The 23,029-nt window shown below is 45.3% G+C and carries 21 protein-coding genes; 8 read left to right on the forward strand and 13 right to left on the reverse strand.

The features are described from left to right. Positions 1-3: 3 nt before the first annotated feature. From typA to N746_RS0101210, 3 genes are all read right to left on the reverse strand, one after another. Positions 4-1,824: a translational GTPase TypA gene (gene typA, locus N746_RS0101195; RefSeq protein ID WP_029933538.1), complete on the reverse strand. Its 1,821-nt coding sequence runs from the start codon at positions 1,822-1,824 to the stop codon at positions 4-6. 184 nt (positions 1,825-2,008) lie between these two features. Continuing rightward, complete coding sequence (locus N746_RS0101205) at positions 2,009-2,716, reverse strand: hypothetical protein (RefSeq protein ID WP_029933539.1); 708 nt, start codon at positions 2,714-2,716, stop codon at positions 2,009-2,011. A gap of 63 nt (positions 2,717-2,779) precedes the next feature. Then, on the reverse strand, positions 2,780-3,088 hold the full coding sequence (locus N746_RS0101210; RefSeq protein WP_029933540.1) for a hypothetical protein: 309 nt from the start codon (positions 3,086-3,088) through the stop codon (positions 2,780-2,782). Between the two features lie 128 nt (positions 3,089-3,216). Here N746_RS0101210 and N746_RS0101215 point away from each other — a divergent pair, with 128 nt between their 5' ends. Both N746_RS0101215 and N746_RS0101220 read left to right on the forward strand, forming a co-directional pair. Beyond that, on the forward strand, positions 3,217-4,065 hold the full coding sequence (locus N746_RS0101215) for a DUF6502 family protein (protein ID WP_051678433.1): 849 nt from the start codon (positions 3,217-3,219) through the stop codon (positions 4,063-4,065). Continuing rightward, complete coding sequence (locus N746_RS0101220) at positions 4,062-5,162, forward strand: DUF5666 domain-containing protein (RefSeq protein ID WP_029933542.1); 1,101 nt, start codon at positions 4,062-4,064, stop codon at positions 5,160-5,162. The genes N746_RS0101215 and N746_RS0101220 overlap by 4 nt, the downstream gene beginning before the upstream one ends. 111 nt (positions 5,163-5,273) lie before the next feature. On the opposite strand, the gene N746_RS0101225 is transcribed toward N746_RS0101220, so the two are convergent. The 6 genes from N746_RS0101225 to rsgA form a co-directional block, all read right to left on the reverse strand. Next, entirely contained in the window at positions 5,274-5,771 is a 498-nt protein-coding gene (locus N746_RS0101225; protein WP_051678434.1) for a hypothetical protein, read from the reverse strand. Positions 5,772-5,922: 151 nt separating this feature from the next. Further along, positions 5,923-6,366 (reverse strand): DUF6691 family protein, encoded by a 444-nt coding sequence (locus N746_RS0101230; protein WP_051678435.1) that lies wholly within the window; start codon positions 6,364-6,366, stop codon positions 5,923-5,925. A 2-nt stretch (positions 6,367-6,368) separates the two neighbouring features. Beyond that, positions 6,369-6,857 (reverse strand): YeeE/YedE family protein, encoded by a 489-nt coding sequence (locus tag N746_RS0101235; protein WP_029933545.1) that lies wholly within the window; start codon positions 6,855-6,857, stop codon positions 6,369-6,371. A 126-nt stretch (positions 6,858-6,983) separates the two neighbouring features. Continuing rightward, positions 6,984-9,056, reverse strand: a complete 2,073-nt coding sequence (locus N746_RS0101240; RefSeq protein ID WP_029933546.1) for a [FeFe] hydrogenase, group A — start codon at positions 9,054-9,056, stop codon at positions 6,984-6,986. A 142-nt stretch (positions 9,057-9,198) separates the two neighbouring features. Then, entirely contained in the window at positions 9,199-9,741 is a 543-nt protein-coding gene (locus tag N746_RS0101245) for a GNAT family N-acetyltransferase (protein WP_029933547.1), read from the reverse strand. A gap of 127 nt (positions 9,742-9,868) precedes the next feature. Beyond that, positions 9,869-10,888: a ribosome small subunit-dependent GTPase A gene (gene rsgA / locus N746_RS0101250; RefSeq protein WP_245603314.1), complete on the reverse strand. Its 1,020-nt coding sequence runs from the start codon at positions 10,886-10,888 to the stop codon at positions 9,869-9,871. A gap of 521 nt (positions 10,889-11,409) precedes the next feature. On the opposite strand from rsgA, the gene N746_RS10535 reads away from it, so the two are divergent. Continuing rightward, positions 11,410-12,897 carry an adenylate/guanylate cyclase domain-containing protein gene (locus tag N746_RS10535; protein WP_051678436.1) on the forward strand — a complete coding sequence of 496 codons (1,488 nt, stop codon included), beginning with the start codon at positions 11,410-11,412 and terminating at the stop codon, positions 12,895-12,897. Beyond that, a complete protein-coding gene (locus N746_RS0101260; protein WP_029933550.1) occupies positions 12,894-14,132 on the forward strand; it encodes a tetratricopeptide repeat protein in 1,239 nt (412 codons plus the stop codon). Before N746_RS10535 ends, N746_RS0101260 begins: the two co-directional genes overlap by 4 nt. A gap of 100 nt (positions 14,133-14,232) precedes the next feature. Here the strand turns inward: N746_RS0101260 and metH are convergent, their stop codons facing one another. Then, entirely contained in the window at positions 14,233-17,952 is a 3,720-nt protein-coding gene (metH, locus tag N746_RS0101265; RefSeq protein ID WP_029933551.1) for a methionine synthase, read from the reverse strand. A 148-nt stretch (positions 17,953-18,100) separates the two neighbouring features. Here metH and N746_RS0101270 point away from each other — a divergent pair, with 148 nt between their 5' ends. Continuing rightward, positions 18,101-18,409 carry a DUF2892 domain-containing protein gene (locus N746_RS0101270; protein WP_156018225.1) on the forward strand — a complete coding sequence of 103 codons (309 nt, stop codon included), beginning with the start codon at positions 18,101-18,103 and terminating at the stop codon, positions 18,407-18,409. An 11-nt stretch (positions 18,410-18,420) separates the two neighbouring features. Here the strand turns inward: N746_RS0101270 and N746_RS0101275 are convergent, their stop codons facing one another. Beyond that, on the reverse strand, positions 18,421-19,182 hold the full coding sequence (locus N746_RS0101275; RefSeq protein WP_029933553.1) for an SDR family oxidoreductase: 762 nt from the start codon (positions 19,180-19,182) through the stop codon (positions 18,421-18,423). 199 nt (positions 19,183-19,381) lie between these two features. On the opposite strand from N746_RS0101275, the gene N746_RS0101280 reads away from it, so the two are divergent. Both N746_RS0101280 and N746_RS0101285 read left to right on the forward strand, forming a co-directional pair. Beyond that, positions 19,382-19,558 carry a cation transport regulator gene (locus N746_RS0101280; RefSeq protein ID WP_029933554.1) on the forward strand — a complete coding sequence of 59 codons (177 nt, stop codon included), beginning with the start codon at positions 19,382-19,384 and terminating at the stop codon, positions 19,556-19,558. A 101-nt stretch (positions 19,559-19,659) separates the two neighbouring features. Further along, positions 19,660-19,851: a CPXCG motif-containing cysteine-rich protein gene (locus N746_RS0101285; RefSeq protein ID WP_029933555.1), complete on the forward strand. Its 192-nt coding sequence runs from the start codon at positions 19,660-19,662 to the stop codon at positions 19,849-19,851. A 37-nt stretch (positions 19,852-19,888) separates the two neighbouring features. On the opposite strand, the gene dbpA is transcribed toward N746_RS0101285, so the two are convergent. Together dbpA and N746_RS0101295 are read right to left on the reverse strand one after the other, a co-directional pair. Beyond that, a complete protein-coding gene (gene dbpA / locus N746_RS0101290) occupies positions 19,889-21,280 on the reverse strand; it encodes an ATP-dependent RNA helicase DbpA (RefSeq protein ID WP_029933556.1) in 1,392 nt (463 codons plus the stop codon). A 218-nt stretch (positions 21,281-21,498) separates the two neighbouring features. Beyond that, on the reverse strand, positions 21,499-22,389 hold the full coding sequence (locus tag N746_RS0101295; RefSeq protein ID WP_051678437.1) for an NHL repeat-containing protein: 891 nt from the start codon (positions 22,387-22,389) through the stop codon (positions 21,499-21,501). A 268-nt stretch (positions 22,390-22,657) separates the two neighbouring features. Here N746_RS0101295 and N746_RS0101300 point away from each other — a divergent pair, with 268 nt between their 5' ends. Beyond that, a complete protein-coding gene (locus N746_RS0101300; RefSeq protein ID WP_029933558.1) occupies positions 22,658-22,894 on the forward strand; it encodes an HP1242/YdcH family protein in 237 nt (78 codons plus the stop codon). Positions 22,895-23,029 lie beyond the last annotated feature (135 nt).

A 23,029-nucleotide genomic window follows, 5' to 3' on the forward strand; every position in this document is an offset into this window, starting at 1 on the left:
GCCTTACTTACTGCCGCGGCTGTGACGCTTACGGTCGTTTTCCGTTAGGTGTTTTTTACGGATACGAACAAAGTGTGGGGTTACCTCAACCAATTCATCTTCATCGATAAATTCTAAGGCTTGTTCCAAACTGAATCGAATTGGCGGTGTTAGAACGATGGCTTCATCCGTGCCTGATGCACGCATGTTGGTCAACTGCTTACCTTTAAGTGGGTTAACAGTTAAGTCGTTTGCGCGACTGTGCAAGCCGATTACTTGACCTTCATATACTTCATCACCATGGCCAATAAATAGGCGACCACGTTCCTGAAGGTTGAATAGAGCAAAACCAAGCGCTTTACCCGTACCCATTGAAATCAATACACCACGCGTACGCTCACCTACTGTACCTTCAAACTTAGGTCCGTAATGAGAGAAGCTACTGAAGATCAGGCCGTTACCTTGGGTCGCGGTCATGAATTCAGTACGGAAGCCAATCAAACCACGTGAAGGAATGATAAAGTCGATACGTACACGACCTTGGCCGTCCGGAACCATGTCCGTCATTTCAGCTTTACGAATACCAAGCTGCTCCATCACGGTGCCTTGGCTTTCTTCTGGTACATCAACGGTTAAAGTTTCGTATGGTTCTTGAACTTGTCCATCCACTTCACGGAAGATAACTTCTGGACGAGACACACCAAGCTCAAATCCTTCACGACGCATGTTCTCAATTAACACTGACAAGTGAAGTTCACCACGGCCAGATACACGGAATTTGTTTGCATCTTCGGTGTCTTCTACACGCAGTGCTACGTTAGTTAATAACTCTTTGTCCAAGCGTTCACGGATTTGACGTGAAGTAAGAAGTTTCCCGTCCTGACCTACAAACGGTGAGGTGTTAACTTGGAAAGTCATACTTACCGTTGGTTCATCAACGGTCAAAGCCGGTAATGCTTCTGGGTGGTTTGGATCACAAAGGGTATCAGAGATATTTAGCGGGTCTAAACCGCTAAATGCAACGATGTCACCGGCGTGAGCTTCTTCAACATTCACGCGATCAAGGCCGTTAAAACCAAATAACTCAGCCACTTTTGCGTTACGTTTTTTGCCATCTTTATCGACAACTGCTACTGGCATACCGACCTGAACCGCACCACGCTTGATACGACCCGTGCCGATAACACCTTTATATGTGTCATAAGACAAAGAAATACACTGCAACTGGAAAGGTCCACCCAGATCAACTTCCGGTGGTGAAACCTTGTCAACGATGGTTTGGAAAACCGGCTGCATGTCACCTGAACGTACATCCGCATCAAAACCAGCATAACCATTAAAACCAGAAGCGAATAGGATTGGGAAATCCATTTGTTCGTCAGTCGCACCTAAACGGTCAAACAAATCGAAAGTTTGGTCAACAACCCAGTCAGGACGAGCCGCATCGCGGTCAACTTTGTTAACCACAACGATTGGCTTCAAGCCCTGCTGTAATGCTTTTTGGGTTACAAAACGTGTTTGTGGCATTGGGCCTTCCACCGCGTCTACCAACAATAGAACCGAATCTACCATCGACAAAATACGCTCTACTTCACCACCGAAGTCGGCGTGACCTGGGGTGTCAACGATGTTGATGCGGTAGTCGTTCCATAGAACAGCGGTGTTTTTTGACAGAATCGTGATACCACGTTCTTTTTCCTGATCATTCGAGTCCATCATGCGCTCGCCGTGATCTTTACGGGCGTCCAATGTGCCGGATTGTCTTAAAAGTTGGTCAACCAATGTGGTTTTGCCGTGGTCAACGTGAGCGATAATTGCGATGTTACGAATATGATCGGTGGTCATGAATAAAGCCTGTAGAAACTAACTAAAAATAAAGAAGCGGATTATACTGCAAAAATCAAACTCTTTTTTGGCTAAATGCTATGAAAAATCAAATAAATACCGTCGTTATGATTTGGTTTTTAGCTAAAACGATCGACTTCATTAAAAATCAATCTATAACGCGAAAGATGGTTTTTGCGGCTATTTAAAGCTTTCGACTAATAGATAGTCCAAGTGTCGTAGTTTCAGTATTGTCATAACCAGCAAACACGCCAAAGCTAATCAGCGGCGAGAGTAGAACGCTCAGTGATGCCTCTACAGATACTTGATCGTCTAATGATTGATACTGGCTTTGCTGATAACTGGTTGATGCAGCTAATAACAAGTTGGAGCTAAGTTGATGTCCTAGACCAATCGACGCAGACCCCGTGTTTTGTATATCAGAACCAGATACTTTGCCATTAAAGCTGTAGCCTAAGTGGCCAAATACAGAGCTGCTTTGTTTGATAGGCTGAAAGAGTTGCACCTGCAGACCTAGATCATCTTTTCCTGTGCTAAGGCCTTTATTTGAATCACCGGTGGCCAGTTTATAAATCAGTGCTCCTGTAATGGAGGGGTATTGAATCCATTCATAGCCCAGTCTCAAATAGGTGTCACCCAAGCCATTCACGGTTTGACTAACCTGGTTTTGCTCAGTCGTCATTCTATTCCATGAGGTGGAAATACTATATTGCCATGCATCTTGATAGGTTGATATGCTGAATGGCACGCTCCAAGATGTGACAGGATTTTGATCGGTTAGGTTATTTTGTCCGTTTAAATAGTAAACACCTGAAGAAATATAGGTGTTAGCTTGGGCTTGCATAGTGACCAAACTCACAAAAATGAGCAGGCTAATTTTTTGGATAGACATAAAAATAATATCCGGTTTGAGGTGGATTTTTGCTAGCCAAACAGTTTGGCTAGCAAGTGATGGTTACTCCGTGGCATCCATTTGATTGGTTTGTTCACGGTTCTGGGTTTGCACGCCTTCACCATCCTCTAATTGTTCACGGTTCTGCGAGCGTTTCTGCTGCATATTTTGCATGTTTTGTTCTACGCGTTGTTGCATCATATGTCTATTTTGCTCTACCCGCTGCTGCATCATCTGCATTTGTTGCTGTGATTGAGGTTGTGAACTACCCACTGGAGTCTGTGGGCCCTGCGGGTTCGCCCCCGGAGCGGCAAAAGCAAATGCACTGACAGAAAACAAAATAGCGGCTGAAAATAATGGTTGAAGTTTCATGGTTAAATCTCCTGAATAATGACTGTATGGGATAATTTCCCATTTCAGTTAAAACTCTATATGGGAAATTATCCCATGTCAATCTTATTTTGGTATCATAGTGCAAAATTTATATTGGAACGCTTAATGTGACTCACTCGGAATCTTCAATTTTTATCAAAATGGTGCTGTTAGTGTTACGGCCATTGATACGTATGCTGCTTAAGCAAGGGGTGGCTTACCCACTGTTCATTGAACTGGTTAAATCCAGTTATGTCCAGGTCGCGGAGCAAAGTATTGGTCATGCAAAAACACCGACAGATAGCTTAATTAGCGTACAAACCGGGCTCAATCGTAAAGAGGTCAAACGCCTGAGAAATTTAGATAACGATCCAGAGTTAAGCGCAAAGTTTAAGCAGGCTGGTATTGGCGCACAAATCGTGTCAATTTGGTTAAGCCAACCGTCCCTACTTGACCCAAAAGGCCAGCCGAAGCCGTTAGCGAGAGTGGGATTGGAGAGTCAAAATATGTCGTTTGAAGGTTTGGTGCGCTCGGTAACAAAGGATGTGCATCCACGTTCAATATTAGATGATTGGTTGGCACGTGGATTTGCGCGAATAGACGAAAATGATCAAGTGCACCTTACTCAAACCGCGTATGTACCTTCTGAAGATCAAGATGAAAAACTGTTCTTTGCGCAAAAAAACCTCACCGCGCATTTGAATGCGGTGGCGCATAATCTTGAGAACGAACCTGATCAGCCTGTAATGTTTGAACGCGCGGTTTATTACAACAAGCTCTCGTCTGAATCAATTGACATCTTGGATGACTGGAGTCGCCAAGCATCCATGAAGCTACTTTCAGAGTTCAACCTTAAAGCCCAAGCTTTGGCCGAAAATGAGAAACCGTCGGATAAATTGCACGTGGCTCATCTTGGGGTATATTTGTATCGATCAGACATAGATGACCTTGTGCCACCTAAGGAGGGTCAGTCGTGATCAATTTGCTAAAACGTCTAGGTTTTGTCAGCTTTTTGCTGGTTTTAATGCTCAACACATCCTGCCAAACCCACCCCAACTCAATCGCCAGCTTGACCGTGCCCAGCGCATCGGACGAAAACGATTCGGGCTTTGGTGGAACTGGCTTAATAAATGATAGTGGCTTTGGCGGCACAGGCGTCATAGGCGTGGTCACCGGATTTGGCAGTATTTGGGTGAATGGCCTACACATTAAATTAGATCAGCAAACCCAAGTATCAAGTCAGACAGAAGCTTTTGATTTAGACCAGCTCGAAATTGGCCACCAAGTCAGTGTTAAATTGAGAGACAACTCGGATCTAGCCGAACGAGTAGAAGTGTTTTGGCCGATTCAAGGGCCAATTAACCAGGTTGATAAAGACAATCAGACCATCCAAGTGTTGGGTCAGACCATACAGCTTGATCAACACACGCAAGGCTTGGAGCAACTTAAGGTTGGCGAATTTGTGCGCATCAACAGCTTTGGCGGTTCGAACAACCAGGCCTGGTATGCGACACGCATCGAATCACAACCAGGCCAACAGGCTTATGTGGAAGCGATTTTAAACCAAGCGTCAGACCAAAGCTGGACGGTGGCCGGTACAAAACTGGAAACAACTCAGCTACCCCAAAACCCCCAACAAGGACAGCTAGTGCGTTTGCAGTTTAAAACCGAAAACAAAGTTCCGCGTTTAACAAGTGTTGAGCCGGTTATACGAACTCAAAAGCTCGAATCACAACGCCTAATAATTCAAGGCCAACCTCAACGTGTTGGCGATAGCTGGTGGCTAGAAGGGGTTAAGGTTCAAGGGTTGCAACAGACTTCGCCCGCTGGATTACAGTTGTTTGAACTGCAGCAAGATCAGCAGGGCTGGCAGATTCTAAACCGGATTGAAATGCGCTCATGGCTTAAAGATTGGCCACAAACCATGCGGCAGTCAATAAAGCCGAATCAAGGTTTGCGAGTAAATGAATTGTTTAAAACACGTCAGCTAAATCATATCGCGCCTAGAGGAATGAAGCCCATGCGCGAGACCAGACCAGCACGCCCACCAGTGACACCATCTCAAAGGCATTAACGACAGTCAGGAAACCACCAGGTCTGGTGGTCAGGCCTATCAAAGCTTTATTGTTTATAACTCGATTTTGTCTTGTGCGACACACGGTGTGCTTGTTTTATAACAATTAAGCTAGGCCACTGCGTTAGCACCGTCGGTTAAGTATTTTGTTAGGGGCAATTTGGCTTCAAGCTCTTGCTCCTTTACATACATACTGTTAAGAGTTTTTTCGATGAGTGACTGAATGTCGTCGATATTTTTAAGTTCTTCTAAACCTGTAATTTTATTTTTAACAATGCCGGAATACTTGTGCCCATTAATCTCATAAATATATACCTGCGCCTCCATTACGGTTAAGTCAGAATGGGCATGTATTTGATCGCGCGCCTCAATTATTCGCTTGTGCAGGTCGTTCATTTCATCAGGTATATGCTCTGTGTCTAGCATCCATTTTTTATTACCGAAGGATACTTTGTAAGGTTTTGAGTATTCGATTAGTGCAAACCTGAATGCTGGTCCTACTAATGTGTTACCAGCTTGTTCCTTTATGCTCTTTATTGTTAACCATGCACTATTTAATGCTGCAATACATGATGCAAAGTGAACAAACTCTTCTTCTTGTTTTGTCATAAAAACCTATCAGTTAGTATAAGGATCTTTTGGATTATTATAGGGTATTGAAACCCTATCCCCGTCATCTTGCTGTTTAAGGCCAGCTCGCAGGGGAAAAACGCTCTTTCCTGTAGTTTGCGCAATCCTCCTAGCCTGACATGAAAAAGCTTTATTTTGTAGGATGTTCGTAGTGAATATAGGTTTGCAACACGCCATAAGCCATGGTGCCTAATAGTAAGCCAGCAAACGTAAAGATTGCGCCGATTTTGCCTTCGGCCATCATGGCCGGAATGGTGCCTGGGCAGGCGGCGGTCATGCCCCAGCCGATGCCGAACAACATCGCGCCTAAAATCAAACCTTGCTGATAGGGCTTTTTAACAAAGTCCACTTGTTCGCCGGTAGCGATGGAATGGACTTGAAATTTTTTGAGTAAGAAAACACCAATCATCGCGACGACGACGGCGGTGACGATGACTTCCATTAACTGAAAATCAATAAACAAGAACATTTTGGCGTGATAGTCATAGGTGGTGGCACCGGCTCGGCTCATTAAAAAACCAAACAGTCCACCCATAATGAGGGCAAATAGATTTACTTTTTTCAAGACTTTCATGATTACAACCCAAATAAAAGGTGAGTGGTAATTAACGCGCTGCCAAAGAACACCACCCCAGCTAATAAGCTAGGAGGGTTAAGCATTGCGCCACCCACTAATGCATGACCGGTGGTGCAAGCGCCCGCGAGTCGCGCTCCAAAACCTAATAACATACCGCCAAACACCAACCAGATCGCTTTAGCGGAATAGGTTTGCGGCAGAATCGCATCATACATACCCATATCAAAACTTAGATGCCAGCTGTCGGCCGAAGTTAGGGCTGAAATTAGTCCGCCAATTGGAATGCCAATCAAAAACCAAAGTTTTGAGTTGTTAAGGTTGCTGTATTCGCCCATGCGAAAGAACTTGATTTTGCGACAGACTAGCCCGCAAAGATTGCCATAGCCAGTTGAACAACCGGCTGGCTTACCTAGTAGCCAAAAGTGACTGATAACGAAAAGACCGATCGCGATACCAGCAATCCAGCCAGCCCAAACTGATATTTCCATTTTATAAACCCTATAAGAAACTTTTATGCATATTTTGCCTGAAGTATCAGTAGCTTCAAGCTTAGGTTTTTTTATAGGGTATAAATAAACTTTATTAAGGACCGGGCCTGGTGATTGATTTTGTCGTTAAGTTACTTCTCTAACTAGGCGAGTAATGTAATATTGAGTATCTGAACTTGTTTGTATCGGTTGCGTTTCGATATGGAAACGACAAAGTTCACCGTTCGGCGTAATCACACTTAAGTCTTCATGGTCAGCTCGCGATGCCATTTTGTGACGTTGATAGTGGGTCGCATAATGTCTGGCCGGTAAGCGTTGTTCAATCAAGGCTTGAATATTAGAGCGACCTTTAATTTCGCCCAATGGCGAAGCGGTCTGCCAAGTCGCGTCGGGATGAAATAAGGCCGCGGCTTCTTGACCGGCACGCCGATCAACACAATCCAGAAAACGCATTAATAAAAGTCGCTTAGAGTGGCGTGACGCATAATGAGTATGTAATAAATCATGCGCCTGCTCAGAGCCGGGTTGATTTAACTCGGTCTGATAAAGTGTTTGAATATCCGGGTTTTCATAAGAACGTCTGCGCGGCGAATTGGCGTCAATGCTATAAATAGCCTGCATACGTTTTTCTAGGACGAGCGGATCGAGCGATTTTGGCTCGCCTCCGCCACCTAAACAACCACCGACACAAGCCATGACTTCAATTGCGACAAATTCATCGCGCCAGGTTTCCGAAGCAAACAGCTTTTGAGCACTGGCGATGCCGTTACAAATTGCGACCTTGCCCACGCCAGGAATATCGGCGGTTTTAACCCCTTGTGCCACGCCGCGCATTTGCTGCCATTCCAGCGGCATATTATCTTGTTGGCCGATAAAATGCGCCGCGGTGCGAACCACGGCTTCCATCACGCCGCCCGATGCACCAAATATTTGCGCCGCCCCGGTGCTTTCACCCAATGGATTATCAAACGCGCCATCTTCGGGTAGAGCATTAAACGCAATGCCTCGGGCTTTAATCATTCGGGCCAATTCGCGTGTGGTTAATACGTGATCAATATCGCCCGATACGCCTGGCCGTTGGGCTTCATCTTTTTTGGCTGTACAAGGCATCACGCTGACCACATAGGGTTCCGCTTGGCCTTCGGCAAACTCCGCACCAAGCGAGCGTGCAAAAGCGCCACGTTTGGTGAGCGCGCCGTGCATTTGTTGCGGAGATTTTGTGGTGCTTAAATGGCTTAAAAGGTCGGGTCGATTAATTTCCACCCAGTTCACCCAGCCCGGGCAGCAAGACGTTAACAGCGGTAAGTTTTGCTGGCTTTTCAAGCGGCCCAAAAACTCTGTGCCTTCTTCCATAATAGTCAAATCCGCCGCAAAGTTGGTATCAAACACATAATCAAACCCCAGCTGGCGCAAGGCATTCACCATGCGTCCGGTGCTGATTGTGCCGGGTTTCATGCCAAATTCTTCACTAATCGCCACTCGCGTGGCCGGCGCAACTTGAACCGCCGACACACGACGGTGATTATCCAAAGTGTGTAATACTTCGTGCCAATGTGGGGTTTCAATCAATGCCCCAACCGGGCATACCAGCGTGCATTGACCGCAAGAAATACAGTTGGTTTGGGCTAAGGATTGATCAAATACCGTGACCGGAATGCGCCCAGAACCGCCTTCGGCAAATCCAATAATATGTTGTTGTTGACCTGCATCACCGCAAGCTTCGGCGCATAAGCCACATTCAATACACTTGGAAAGATCGCGCCAAATACTGGGCGAGGTATGATCGGTGAGATGATGTTCAGGATGGTCTTCTGAGCCGCGTTCAAGTTTGGGCCAGCGATCTTCTAATTGATACTCACTCACCAATTCTTGAAACTGACAGGAGCCATTGACTTCACAGCGAATGCAATCGTTTGGGTGGCGCGCCAGTAGAAACTCAAGATCGGTTTTGCGAAATTCAGTTAACTCCGCCGAATCGGTCACCACCACATCGCCGTCTTTGACGGGCGTGATACAGGCTGGTTGAGGGCGTTTTTCGCTACTGACATCCACCAAACACATGCGACACACACCATGAGAAGGTAAGCGCGGGTGATAACAAAGTGTAGGCAGATGCACGCCTGCAGCTTTAGCGGCGTTTAAGAGGGTTGTGCCGTCCTCGACTTCGACCAATTTACTATTTACCGTGACCTTAAGCATATCATCCCCTTTCTCAGGATATTCTGATATTGATAACTTAATTTAACAACAACCAGGCCTGGTTGCTAAAAATATTTTAAAACCGATCAATGGGTCTTAAGTTTCAGGCGTTATCCCTGTGGGCATAAATTGCGTAATTTGTTTACCAATATTCAGGTTTGGCAAGGGCGGGAACACAGCTTGGTTTTTCTCTAATGTGGGGAATAGCCTTGTTGGTTAAGGATTGCACTAACCAACCTTGTGGATAGGTGAGTTTTAGCGGGGCAGGAATTTGTTGTTCGCTAATCGTTTGAAAACCGACTTTGCTGTAATAGTTTGGATCACCATAGGTGAATACGAGTTCAATGCCGTTCTGCTTTAATTTTTGTAAACCAAATTGAATCAATTGTTGACCAATACGTTGGCCTTGAAACTCAGTGGTGACGGCTACCGGAGCAAGTATAAAAGCTTGTAAGCCATGTGCAAAAAACAAACGTGAACAAATAATACAGCCAATAATGTTGTTATCTTCCTTGGCCAAAAAACAAAATACGTCCTGTTCAGGTGTTTGTGTCAGCAGTTCAAACGCTAAAAAACCAATCCGTTTCCCTTCCTCAGCCCCTTCAGAATCGCTAAAGGTTCTTGTGACCATCGCTTGAATTTCAGGGATATCATTTGGTGAGTGGCTTAAGATTTGGAGTGGCATTGTCTTTTCTCACTTTTTTGTGTGGAGTGACCAATATTTATCTGTAGCGTTTTCACTAGGAGTCTAAAAGGCACTAAGCCTGGTAGCTCTTAGATTAAGCGCAATATTAATATGCTTTGATGTGTTGTTACTTGATGTTTTTAACAGATTTAATTAGTTTACTGAGCTGTTTGGATTGTACCCTTTTCTCAGCTTCGGTTGCGGTATTGCAAGCTTGCTCTTTCATTAACTTTTGATAGTTTATCAAGCGTCGTTCATCGATTTTTCCAGATTGAATCGCGGCCAGAACGGCACAACCTGGTTCGGATTTGTGCTGACAGTCCGAGAACCGGCATTGCATCGCTAAATCCGAAATATCCGTAAATGTTTGGTCTACGCCCTTTTTACAGTCAACAAGTTGCAACTCCCTCATACCCGGTGTGTCTAAGAGCAGTACACCAGAAGATGTTAAGTGAATTGAACGAGAGGTGGTCGTATGACGTCCTCGACTATCAGCTTCTCGAATAAAGTGCGTTTCTTGTATCTGACCTCCTAGCAGGGTGTTCACCAGCGTTGACTTGCCGACTCCAGATGAGCCCAAAAAGGCCAGTGTATGCCCTGGTGATAACCAATGATTTAAGCTTTGCAGTGAAGCTGGATCATGCGCATTCACGGCAAACACCGGAAGCATGCTGTCTAATGCCTGAACTGCGTCTAAAAATGTCTCGGCAGATTCGCATAAATCAGCTTTTGTGAGTAGAACAATCGGTTCAACCCCCGCCTCATGAGTCAGTGCTAAATAACGTTCTATACGGTTTAAATTAAAGTCATCGTTCAATGAGCTGACAATTAAAACCGTATCCACATTAGCGGAAATCAATTGACGATAAACTCTTGTTCCCGCTGCTTTTCGAGAAAATAAAGACATTCTGTCTAACAAACGGATAAATCGATGGTCGGAATCAATTAAAACCCAGTCGCCAACAGCTAAATCGGGAATGGCTTTTGTGATGGCAATGGAACATGATCCATCTGCGGTTAATAGAAAAATATTAGAACGCTCAACTCCAAACACTCGCGCTGGAGTTGAGTTTTCTAACTCATCAAGTGAGAGTTGATGTTGGAAAAAGGGTTTCCAGCCTAATTGATCTAGAGAATAGTATTGCATCACAAGTTCCATAGCGCCTACGGACACACATTATAAAGCTGGGTTGCCCGGGTACAATTACCAGTTTGGGTTTAGAAAATTTACAATAGCACTAGTCGGGGGCTATTAGAAGGCATCCTCTATATCTTTCCGTGTCACAAATATGAAATTTAATAAAATGATAACCAGTAAGTCCTGAAAACAACATTAGATAATATCAACACCGTAAGACTAAAACGAACTTTACATGAAGCGTTGTTATATGGTCGCGAATGAAACGGTGGTTGTATGAATGTTCGTAGGAAAGGCTAAAGTGCGGTTAGCCAACATGAAAAATGCACCTTGGTTGTAAGAATCAATGATGTAGAATACCGCGTCGATTTAAGCTTGGTTTAATTTGAGAAAGGCGCATACTACTTAGACCGAATAGTTTTAAGTTTTTTTCGTTCGTTTAAGAAATTGTCACATGGCTTTTATAAACATTTTATAAAATGTGACTTATCACGCATAAATGCGCTGTTATTGACTTAATAAGGCTTGAGATGCTAAACAAACATAAATTAAAACAAACACTACATCAGTTCAAGTCGATAGACTGGGCGGGAGTCTATCGACATCTGCTTCGTCAAGGGGGTTTGAAGCTTAAGATTATCGGCGGTATGGTGCTGGTGGTTTTTTTTGCTGTGGGTTTGTTAAGTCATTTTTTGACTGGATTGCTTGAGCGTTCATTAACCGAGAAAGCCTACGAAGTTGGACAGATGGCAGTCGCCAGGATTGCTGATGCTTCATTTAACGCGATTGTTGAAAGAACGTATGCCAACCGTGTAAACCTATTAGAAATGCTTAAAGAAACTAAAGAAGCCCAAATGGAAGGGTTTTTGGACATCTCTATTTATGTCTATGAACGCAATCAAGAGCAACCCAGTTTTAATTATTTCGCTGGATTCGCTGAACAACATGATGCGTTACAGGATACTCATTTAATTAGCCAAATTTTAGCCAGTCAAGATCGCCAAGTTTTACGTGACTCTGTGGCTTATCACGAGGATGGCCATGCGGCCCAGGCTATCCGCTTTGTGAGGCCGGTTATATTCAGTGTGGGCGAGCAAAAGCATGTGGTCGGTGCGGTGGTTCTTCATTATGACCAGGAGGCGATCCTAGGTCCGGTTCGCCATGCCGCCCAAATTTCCAGCTTGATCACCATGGCTATTTTGGCTTTATCGATTGTGCTGGCCTGGTGGTTCTCATTACGTTTAACACGACCGATTTTACGCGTTTCCCAAGCCGCTAAAGATGTAGCTGAAGGTGATTTGGATACGAAACTCGACATCAACACCAACGATGAAATTGAGGGCTTGGCTGAAGAGTTTAATAAGATGGTGAAAGGGTTAAGGGAGCATCAACGGATGAGCAAGTTTGTATCCGGCTCCGCTATGACCCAGATTCAGGATGATTCCGCTCAGGTGACACTGGGTGGGCGTTACCGAACTCAAACGCTGTTGTTTAGTGATATTCGTGGCTTTACCGCCCTAAGCGAGCATCGTGCCCCGGAAGAGGTAGTCGAGATTATTAATCATTATTTAGATTTGCAGGCTATGATTATTCGTGAACACGGCGGTGACATAGATAAGTTTGTCGGTGATGAAATTATGGCGACTTTTGAAGGAGACGGCGACTTGCAACGCGCACTTGAAGCCGGCGTAGCAATTCAACAAGCCATTGCACAAGAAAACATCGTGCGCGCTAAGGCGAAACAAGTGACGGTGAATGTGGGGGTCGGCATTAACCGTGGTGAAGTGATCGTGGGCAATATGGGATCAAACGATCGGATGGACTTTACCAGTATCGGGGCGTCTGTCAATTTAGCGGCCAGGTTGTGCTCTGAAGCCACGCCGGGCGAAGTGTTAATCCAACAATCGCTATTTGTTGAATCGGCCAGTAACTTAAGTGTGAATTCTGAGCGTTCTATTAAAGTTAAAGGGTTTAGTCAACCATTGACCGTGGTTGCAATTCAAAAGGGTGACTTATGAATAATAAGTGGATTATTTATCTTGCTACGGTGACGCTGCTGTTATCCGGTTGTGCGCCGGTGTTTAAGGCCTTAAGTCCAGAACAAAAACTCGATCTTTACGAACGTGTGATTGAAGAAGCGCAAGAGCATCGAGAGCGTGCGTTGTTTTTCGAGCAGCAAGGTTTTCTAGCGAAAGCGCAAGAAGAGTATGAAAAAGGTTTATTTTTTGGTGATATAGCGGGCATAGATACGGCGCGAGTTGACAACTTGAAAAAGCAAATTGAAGCTGAACGCAAAGCCATTTATGCCCGTGCTAAACGCGCTTTGCAACAAGAAAAAGAGCAGGTTGCATTGGTTGAGTTTAACCAGCTTTTAAAGATTGATCCCTACTACGAAGATGCACAACAACAATATGATTTGTTGTTGAAAAACCCCAAAAATGCCGCGCTATTGACCCAAAAAACGGCCGAGTTAAACCAATTACTCAGTCAGAGTCAGCCGTTAAGAAAAGAACGTCGTCAGCTAGATCAAAAGGTTAAAGAGGTTTTAAATCTGCGACATGATCATCGACAGGCGTTTGCCTACTTAATGGAACAGTATGAGCAAAATCTCCAAGAAAAAAATATTGGCCTGGTTCATCTTCGACAAGGTAGAGAAGCCTTTGCACAAAACAACTTGAAAGCCGCAGAAGTCGAGTTTAAGAAAGCGCAAAAATTTAGCGTGACAGAAAGAAAAGCAACGCGAGGTTTGGTTCAGTTGCAAAAGCGCAAAGATGCGATTTACCTAACCGCGCTGGCTAAAAACGCACTAGCGGCTAATCAACTGCCAAAAGCCGAAGGTTATCTTAAAAGAGCCTTGGCGGCAGAGAGTCGTTATCAACCCGCCAAAAACCTATTGGCTGATTTACGCAAACAACGTAGTGAAGCCAATGCGCAGGTCAAATTAACGCAAGGTCGGCAGTTTTTAAATGAAGGACTTTATGTTAAGGCTCTTGAAGAAGCGGAAAGCATTTTGCAAAGCGACCCCACATATGGTGATGCATTATCGCTTAAAGCGGATGTGGAACAGGCCATCAAAGCGAATACGGCTAGGCTGTTAAAAGAGGGTGAGTTGTATTTTGATCAAAACCGTTTTGATGAGGCGATCGAGCGTTTTGAAACGGTGTTAATGGTCGAGCCAGATAACAATGTTTGTAAAACCTATCTTGTCCGCATTAACAAACGCCGTGAAACTATAGAGATGTTAAGCCGCTAAGAGGTTTGTTTTTACAAATATGGCTTAACATCTGACCACCAGGCCTGGTTTTGCAGCTCGGATTTAATAATCCGAACTGCAAGTTAAGCAAGGGTGATGACTAGTTTGCAAAGTCTTCAGGATCGTAGCCAAGGTTGGGGGCGAGCCATTTTTCGGCTTCTTGGATCGTCCAGTTTTTGCGTTTGGCATAGTCTTCGGCTTGGTCACGGCCGATTGAGCCGACACCGAAGTATTTACTTTCCGGGTGCGCAAAATACCAGCCAGATACCGCTGCGGTTGGGGTCATAGCGTAGCTCGAAGTGAGCTCCAAGCCGATCTCACTATCCGGTTTTAGCAGTGACCAAAGTGTACCTTTTTCGGTGTGCTCTGGGTTGGCCGGATAACCTGGGGCCGGGCGAATACCGCGATATTTTTCTTTAATCATTTCTTCGTTTGTAAGCTGTTCATCCGCGGCATAACCCCAGAATTCTTTACGCACCTTTTCGTGCATGTATTCTGCCAAGGCTTCGGCTAAACGGTCAGCCAAGGCTTTCAGCATAATGGCTTGATAGTCATCATGCGCGGCCTCAAAACGCGCAATGTGTTCATCAATCCCAATACCGGCGGTAACCGCAAATGCGCCAATATAATCTTCAAGCACCAGGCCTGGTTGTTGTTTGTTGGCTTTGGGGGCGATGTAATCACTTAAGCACTGGTTGTACTGGCCCGCTTTTTTATCCGCTTGTTGACGCAAATTGTGCAGACGCGTCAGCACTTCTTCTCGGCTATCGTCTTTATAAAGTTCAATGTCATCTACTACCGAATTGGCTGGGTAAAAGCCGATCACAGCACGTGCGGTTAACCATTTTTCTTTAATAATGGTTTGCAGCATGGTTTTAGCATCGGCAAACACTTTGCGAGCTTCTTCGCCCACCAGTTTGTCGTCTAAAATTCGCGGGTACAAACCATGTAAATCCCAAGACTGGAAAAACGGTGACCAATCTAGTCGATCTAACAATTCCGTTAATGGAATGTCGTCAAATACTTTGGTGCCCAAAAAGCTAGGTTTAGGTGGGACGTAGTTTGTCCAATCAACTGGGATCGGGTTTTCGCGTGCCTTGTTTAAAGGCGTTCGTTTAACTTGCTTAGAACGCGCTTTACGTTCTTCACGCAGCTGCTCATACTCAGCACGAATTTTAGCGGCATAATCGACTTTAAGATCATTCGAAATCAAGCTTTGCGCTACGCCAACCGCGCGCGAGGCATCTTTTACATAGACTACTGGATGATCATATTGTGGTTCGATTTTAACGGCGGTATGGGCTTTCGATGTGGTGGCCCCACCGATCAACAAGGGCAAATTCATGCCACGGCGCTGCATTTCTTTAGCGACATTCACCATTTCTTCTAGTGACGGCGTGATCAGGCCAGATAAGCCGATCACATTGGCGTTTTCTTTAATGGCGGTGTCGAGAATTTTTTCGGTCGGGACCATCACGCCCAGGTCAATCACGTCAAAGTTATTACACTGCAACACCACGCCCACAATGTTTTTACCTATGTCATGGACGTCGCCTTTTACAGTCGCCATCACAATTTTGCCTTTGGCTTGACCACTGGCTTTTTCGGCTTCTAAGTAAGGTTGTAAATAGGCCACTGCGCGCTTCATGACGCGCGCCGATTTTACGACTTGAGGCAAGAACATTTTGCCCGCACCAAACAAGTCGCCTACCACGTTCATGCCGTCCATTAACGGGCCTTCGATGACCTGTAATGGCGAGCCTAATGTGGTTCGAGCTTCTTCGGTATCATCTTCAATATAGTCAGTGATACCTTTAACGAGCGAGTGTTCCAAACGCTTTTCAACGCTGGCTTCGCGCCAACGAATGTCGGATTCTTTTGATTGAACCGAGCCATCGCCACGGAATTTTTCGGCCACCTCAAGCAAACGATCGGCGGCACCGGAGTCCTTGTTCAACACCACATCTTCCACGGCTTGCTTTAATTCTGGATCTAGATCGTCGTATACCGCCATTTGCGCGGCATTCACAATCCCCATATCCATGCCTTTTTGGATGGCGTAATAGAGGAATACCGAATGAATCGCTTCACGCACCGGGTTGTTACCACGGAAAGAGAAAGACACGTTGGAGACGCCGCCGGAAATCAGCGCGTGTGGTAGGTTTTTCTTAATCCAATCGACCGCATTGATGAAGTCCATCGCGTAGTTATTGTGTTCTTCAATGCCGGTCGCAATCGCGAAAATATTCGGGTCAAAAATAATGTCTTCCGGTGGGAAACCGTTGGCCACCAATAAGTCGTAAGAGCGTTTACAAATTTCTTTTTTGCGCTCAAAGGTGTCGGCTTGACCGTCTTCATCAAACGCCATCACAATCGTGGCTGCACCGTAACGCTGGATCATTTTAGCTTGGGCGAGGAAATTTTCTTCGCCTTCTTTTAGTGAGATCGAGTTAACAATGCCTTTGCCTTGAATGCACTTTAAACCGGCTTCAATCGCTTCCCATTTGGAGGAGTCAATCATAATCGGCACGCGCGCGGCATCGGGTTCACCCGCCATCATATTTAAAAAACGTGTCATACAGGCTTTAGCATTCAACATGCCTTCGTCCATATTCACGTCAATAATTTGCGCGCCATCGTTGACTTGTTTTACCGCAATTTCGACGGCTTGCTCGTAGTTATCTTCAATAATCAAACGCTTAAATAAGGCCGACCCCGTCACGTTATTACGTTCGCCCACGTTTACAAATAAGCTGGTCTCGCCAATATTCATCGGCTCTAAGCCGGACAAACGACATTCGATTTTAGGCGTAGGAATGTTACGAGGTGCAAACGCGAGCGCCGCTTTTGCCATCGCGGCGACATGATCCGGCGTGGTGCCACAGCAACCGCCGATAATATTCAACCACCCGCGTTCGGCCCAAGTTTTTACTTCGGCCGCCATTTGTTCGGGAGTTTCGTCATATTCGCCAAACTCATTCGGTAAGCCCGCATTGGGGTGAACCGATACATGGGTTTCACAAATGCGACTGAGTTCTTCCACATAAGGGCGTAATTCTTCCGGCCCTAACGCACAGTTTAAACCGATGCTTAAAGGTTTGGCGTGACGAATTGCGTTATAAAAGGCTTCGGTGGTTTGGCCAGATAAGGTACGGCCAGAGGCGTCAGTAATCGTGCCAGAAATCATAATTGGCACTTCTTCGCCCAGCGTATCTTCGACTTGTTTGACCGCAAATATGGCGGCTTTGGCGTTTAGCGTATCGAAAATGGTTTCGATCAAAATCACATCTGCGCCACCGTCTAATAAAGCTTGGGTGGCTTGCACATAAGCTTCTACCAATTCATCGAAATGCGTGTTGCGAAAGCCTGGATCGTTTACATCTGGTGAGATCGAAGCCGTGCGGTTTGTTGGGCCGAGCACCCCGGCAACAAAACGAGGTTTACCGTCTTCGTTTTGCGCGATCTCACAAGCTTCGCGCGCGACCTGAGCCGCGTGCAAGTTGATGTCACGTACCTGCGATTCCATATCGTAATCGGCTTGCGCAATCGTAGTGGCATTAAACGAATTGGTTTCCAGCAAGTCGACACCTTGGCGCAAAAAGCTTAAATGAATATCGCGAATTAACTGCGGCTGGGTTAGCACCAGAATATCGTTATTGCCTTTAATATCCATGTGATAATCAGCAAAACGCGCTCCACGGAAGTCGTCTTCGGACAATTGCAGGTTTTGAATCATCGTCCCCATCGCCCCGTCTAACACGACTACGCGCTCCGTTAGCAGGCTTTTAAGTTGGGCAATGCGTTCTAATCGAGGACTCATAATAGACTTCCGTTTATGCGTTTAAATCAAAGTGGCTTATTTTAACTCAATTCCGACCTAAACGCCTGGTTAAAGACGGCGAATGACCGCTTGCTGAAACCGCGTGATGTTTGTAATATAACCAAAATCAAATATAGGAGAAAAGACCATGAGTAGCGTTGTAAGAGGCAATCGACCATTACGATTTTTCGCGATTATGATGGTGGTGTTAGTTATTGTGGCGCATTTTTTAGGCCAAATTGATTTAACCCAAAACTGGATTTTTTGGATTGCGTTAGCCATGGCTGCGAATGCGATTCAGGCAAGTTTTAGCGGTTTTTGCCCAATGTTTAAAAATGCGCGTGGTGAATGTGTTGCCTGTGGCGTGGTGTGTGATACACCCAAAGACAACAAAAACTCAGAAGAATCTCCCAAGCGGTTAAAAGATCCTTCGACTTGGCACAGGATGACTGGCTAAAAAATAAAGTTCTATTGAGCTGTCCAGCCACCATCCATAATTAAAGGCTGGCCATTCATAAAGCCCGCGTGATCAGAACACAGCCACATAATCGCCGAGGCAATTTCTTCTGGCGAACCTAATCGACCAATCGGCGTGCCTGCATTTAAAGCTTCTTCCATCTTAGGGTCTTTCTCAAATACGCCTGCCACCATTGGGGTTTTAATCACACCCGGACACACGGCGTTAATGCGCACACCTTGTTTAGCGTATTCAAGCGCGGCGGTTTTGGTGAGCTGGATCACGCCGCCTTTCGATGCGCAATAAGCGGGCACATTCTGAAACCCAACTACACCGGCAATTGACGAGATATTCACAATGCAACCGCTGCCTTGTTTAACCATCTGCGGGATTTGGTTTTTCATGCACAGCCACACACCTTTCAAATTGATATCAATCACTCGATCCCAATTTTGCTCGGTGCAATCGGCGGTCGGCGCGCGATCACCATCAATGCCCGCGTTATTAATCGCAAAATCCAAACGCTGATAAGTGCTCAGCGTGTGTGCGATCATGTTTTCGATTTGTTTAGAATCGGACACATCGGTTTTAACAAACATCGCTTCTGCGCCCATTTTCTTGAGTTCCGCAACCGCTTGTTCACCTTTTTGCACCTGCACATCAGCAATCACAACCTTAGCGCCCTGCTTAGCAAACGCCTGTGCGGTAGCAAACCCAATCCCAGAACTTGCGCCCGTAATCACGGCCACTTTATCGGTATATTCTGTAGACATAAAACCTCCTTCGTAGATAAAGACCCCCGAAGTGAATGGTATAAACGCACTATCAATCCACCAAACCAACAGGGCATACTATTGATATTACTCTTTAAAAGAGTGAGTTCAAATTATTTAGGCTAATGAATATGTTTTAATTAAGTCACGGTTGATTCGGACTATTAGTACAAACCCAGTAATAAATAGGAGACGCGTTATGCCATATAAATCCATTAGCGATCTGCCAAAAGAACAAGTTAAAAATTATACCGCGCACCAGAAAAAAGCATTTCTTAAAGCCTTCAATAATGCGTATAAGGAATATGAGCACGACGAAAGCAAGGCGTTTGCTGTCGCTCACCACGCAGCCCAACAAGCAAGTGAAAAATCATAATTAAACAACCAGGCCTGGTGTTATTCAAGGTAAAGAAAATTGAGCCTAAGATGAAGGTTTTGAATACGTAATTTATAAAATACGGGAGCTTATTCGCTTTTATGCAACTGATCGTTACCAAAGAAGTGCAGTGTCCTTACTGTGGCGAGACCATCGAAGCCGTTATTGACTGCTCCATTCCGCAACAAGACTATATTGAAGACTGTGAGGTCTGTTGCCGCCCTATTAATTTTAATGTGACCGTTGATCATGAGGGCGAAGCTTACGTTGTTGTATCACATGAAAACGAATAGAAAAATCCGTTCTCTTGTGATGATTCTGACGTTTGGATTAGCTTGTTAAAATCCGGGCGCGGAAGTTTTTGCCTTTTAGTTTTCCGGCGCTGATTTGTTTGAGCGCGAGTTTGGCGATTTTGCGGTCTACGGCGACGTATGCGCGTATGTCGGCGATTTTGATTTTGCCGATTTGTTCGCCTGTTAACTGTTGATTGGCGGTTAACGCACCCAAAATATCACCTGGGCGAAGCTTTTGTTTTTTGCCACCGTCAATTTGGATGGTGATCATATTGGCTTGCAGCGGGGGTTGCTTTAAAACGCTTAAATCCGGCAGCGGTTCGGCGACAATTTCTTGATCTAAATATTCCGCTAACACGGCAACCTTATAGCTTTCTTTGTCGCTAATTAAACTGGCGGCGACACCTTTGCTTCCGGCTCGGCCGGTGCGCCCGATACGGTGAACATGCACTTCGGGATCGTGTGCTAGGTGAAAGTTAATCACGGCGTCTAAGGCTTCAATATCCAAACCGCGCGCGGCCACATCGGTGGCGACCAATACGGCGATGCTTTTGTTGGCAAACTGAATTAGGGTTTGATCGCGGTCGCGTTGTTCTAAATCGCCATGTAACGCTTGCGCGCTAAAGCCAACTTGTAATAAGGAATCCGCCACCATTTGCGCGTCTTTTTTAGTGTTACAAAACACCACACTCGACTCTGGACGATTTTTTAACAACAACAATCGCAACGCAGTCAGACGTTGTTCAGGTGTGTCAACTTGATAAAAATGCTGCGCGATGCTGGCATGGTCGTGTTGCGATTGCACTTGAATCCGCACCGGCGTTTGCATGATGCGTTCGCTGATTTTCTCAATTTGGCTAGGAAAGGTCGCGCTAAACAATAGGGTTTGGCGCGGGGTTGGTAGTTGTTCACAAATCGCATCTAACGATGGTTGAAAACCCATATCCAGCATACGGTCGGCTTCGTCTAATACCAGGATTTTTAACTCGTCCATTTTGAGCGTTTGTTTGCGTAAATGTTCTTCAATTCGCCCCGGCGTGCCCACAATAATATGCGCGCCTTGCTGCAACGAGCTTAACTGCGCGCCAATAGATTGACCGCCGCACAAGGTCAGCACTTTTATATTGCTTAAACGGCGCGCTAGGCGACGGATTTCTTCTGCCACCTGGTCGGCGAGTTCGCGAGTTGGGCATAGCACCAACGCTTGCACTTGAAAGCTTTTAGGGTCGAGCGCTTGTAATAAACCCAAGCCAAAAGCGGCGGTTTTTCCCGAGCCGGTTTTGCCCTGCGCAATCACATCTTGCCCCGCCAAAATCGGGGGTAAGCTTTGTGTCTGAATTTCGGTAAGCTGGTGATAGCCCAAGCTATCCAGGTTGCTGAGTAGGTCGGGGTGTAAATCGAGAGTTGAAAACGCAGGTGTGGCAGTCAAGGTTGTGTCCTTATGGCTTGGAGCGCGTGCACTAAGCAGATTGAGTTGAATGGGCGTATTGTAAGGGTTTTGCAGGCGGGCGTTTGATTTTATTGGGGTTTTTGTGAAGTGAGAGGTTAATTAAGTGCCAGGCCTGGTGCTTTAAACCCTCCAACAAAACACCGAAAGCGGCGTGTTGATTGAAGGGTGTTGAATAAACGCTTTAATTTAAACCGATTTTACAGCGGTAAAATCAATACCTTGTCTTCGTTAAACAACGGAATCAGCAAACGGTTACGTTTGGTGTCGACATCCATATCTGCTGGTGAGTTTAAGAACTCAGCAATGGTATCGTAGCCACCATCTTTAAAGACTTCAATCGACGAGCTTTCCCAGCTCGACATAGCGATGCTACCATCCGGTAATTTTACAAGGCCGTCTAATCTTGCACCGAAGGGTTGAGGCATTTCTGTGATGTCGCCCTTGTTATCAATTTTGATGATTCTAGCCGAGCTGAAAAACACCACGTAAAGATCGCCGTTTTCATAAATAATGCCGTTTGGCTGGCCCATTTTAGGGTCTTTCAAAATCGTCTCGACCTGGCCATTTTCTGAAACTTTAAAAATCGCATCCGTACCAGACGACTCAAACCCAGGTTTCATGCCGGTATCCGTTACATAGACATGATTGCCATCGCCGGCGTCAATCCCATTTAAGAAGCTGCTGCCCTTAACATCAATGGTCGAGAGTTGCTTACCACTTGGCAGTTCAAACACTTGGATTTGTGTAATGTCAGCCACAAACAGTTTATTGCCAATAATCGTCATGCCTTTGGGGGCGTGTAACTGAACCTTGTCGCTGGCGCCATCAATCCATTTAAGGTCAATTACTTCGCCTTCCGGGCTGAGTTTAGAGATAAAACCATTGTCGTCAGCTTCGAACGGACTGCCATTGATGTTGGAAACTAAATAGACATCTTTATCCGCATAATACTCAACCGATTCAGGTGTCGAAAAACCGACATCGCTGACCATGATTTGAGCGTTGTCCTGATTCGCTATCGCGCCCAAAGACCAAGAGGCCGCCAATAAAACGAACAGACTTTTTGTAAAGCTTTGAGTGAACTTCATAATCAACTCCTAAGAGATTAATGGTGTTATGTGTCCCGGAACGCGAAGCTGTCACAAACAGCCGATTGCACCGATCTAAGATAAATATGCTAGCACGGCGATAGGGCAAAATAATTCAAAATTAAAGGTTAAATCATGTTTTAACAAGAAAAACTGGGGGAATAAGTTTTGCAGACTCATTTGTCTTGCTCTGGTTTCATGCTTGACGTTATGATTAAGGGGTTGAAAAACACGAACTAAGGTTTCATTTTAATAAGGAGTTAGCAGTATGCCTCTAGGACACCACGACCTGGCACATGAGTTTCCAGAATTTAAAGAACGCATTCACGAACTAAAAATGAACGATGCGCATTTTAAAAAGCTATTTGAAGAATATGATCAAGCGACCACTAAGATCGAAGCTTTGGAAAAGCAGGAATCCCCTGTGGCTGACGAAACAATGGAAGACCTGAAAAAGCAACGCCTAGTGTTGAAAGATCAGCTATATGCCATGCTAAAAGGCTAAAACCTTCCAGCGACGCTTAAAAAGCCCGCCTTAGTTGCGGGTTTTTTTGGCGCTACTGTCGCTAATATTGACGCAATAGTGGCATTGTTTAATCAGAATAAATAACTTGATTTATGTACGAAAAAACAAATAAAA

Source organism: Thiomicrospira pelophila DSM 1534 (assembly GCF_000711195.1).
Taxonomy (GTDB): Bacteria; Pseudomonadota; Gammaproteobacteria; order Thiomicrospirales; family Thiomicrospiraceae; genus Thiomicrospira; species Thiomicrospira pelophila.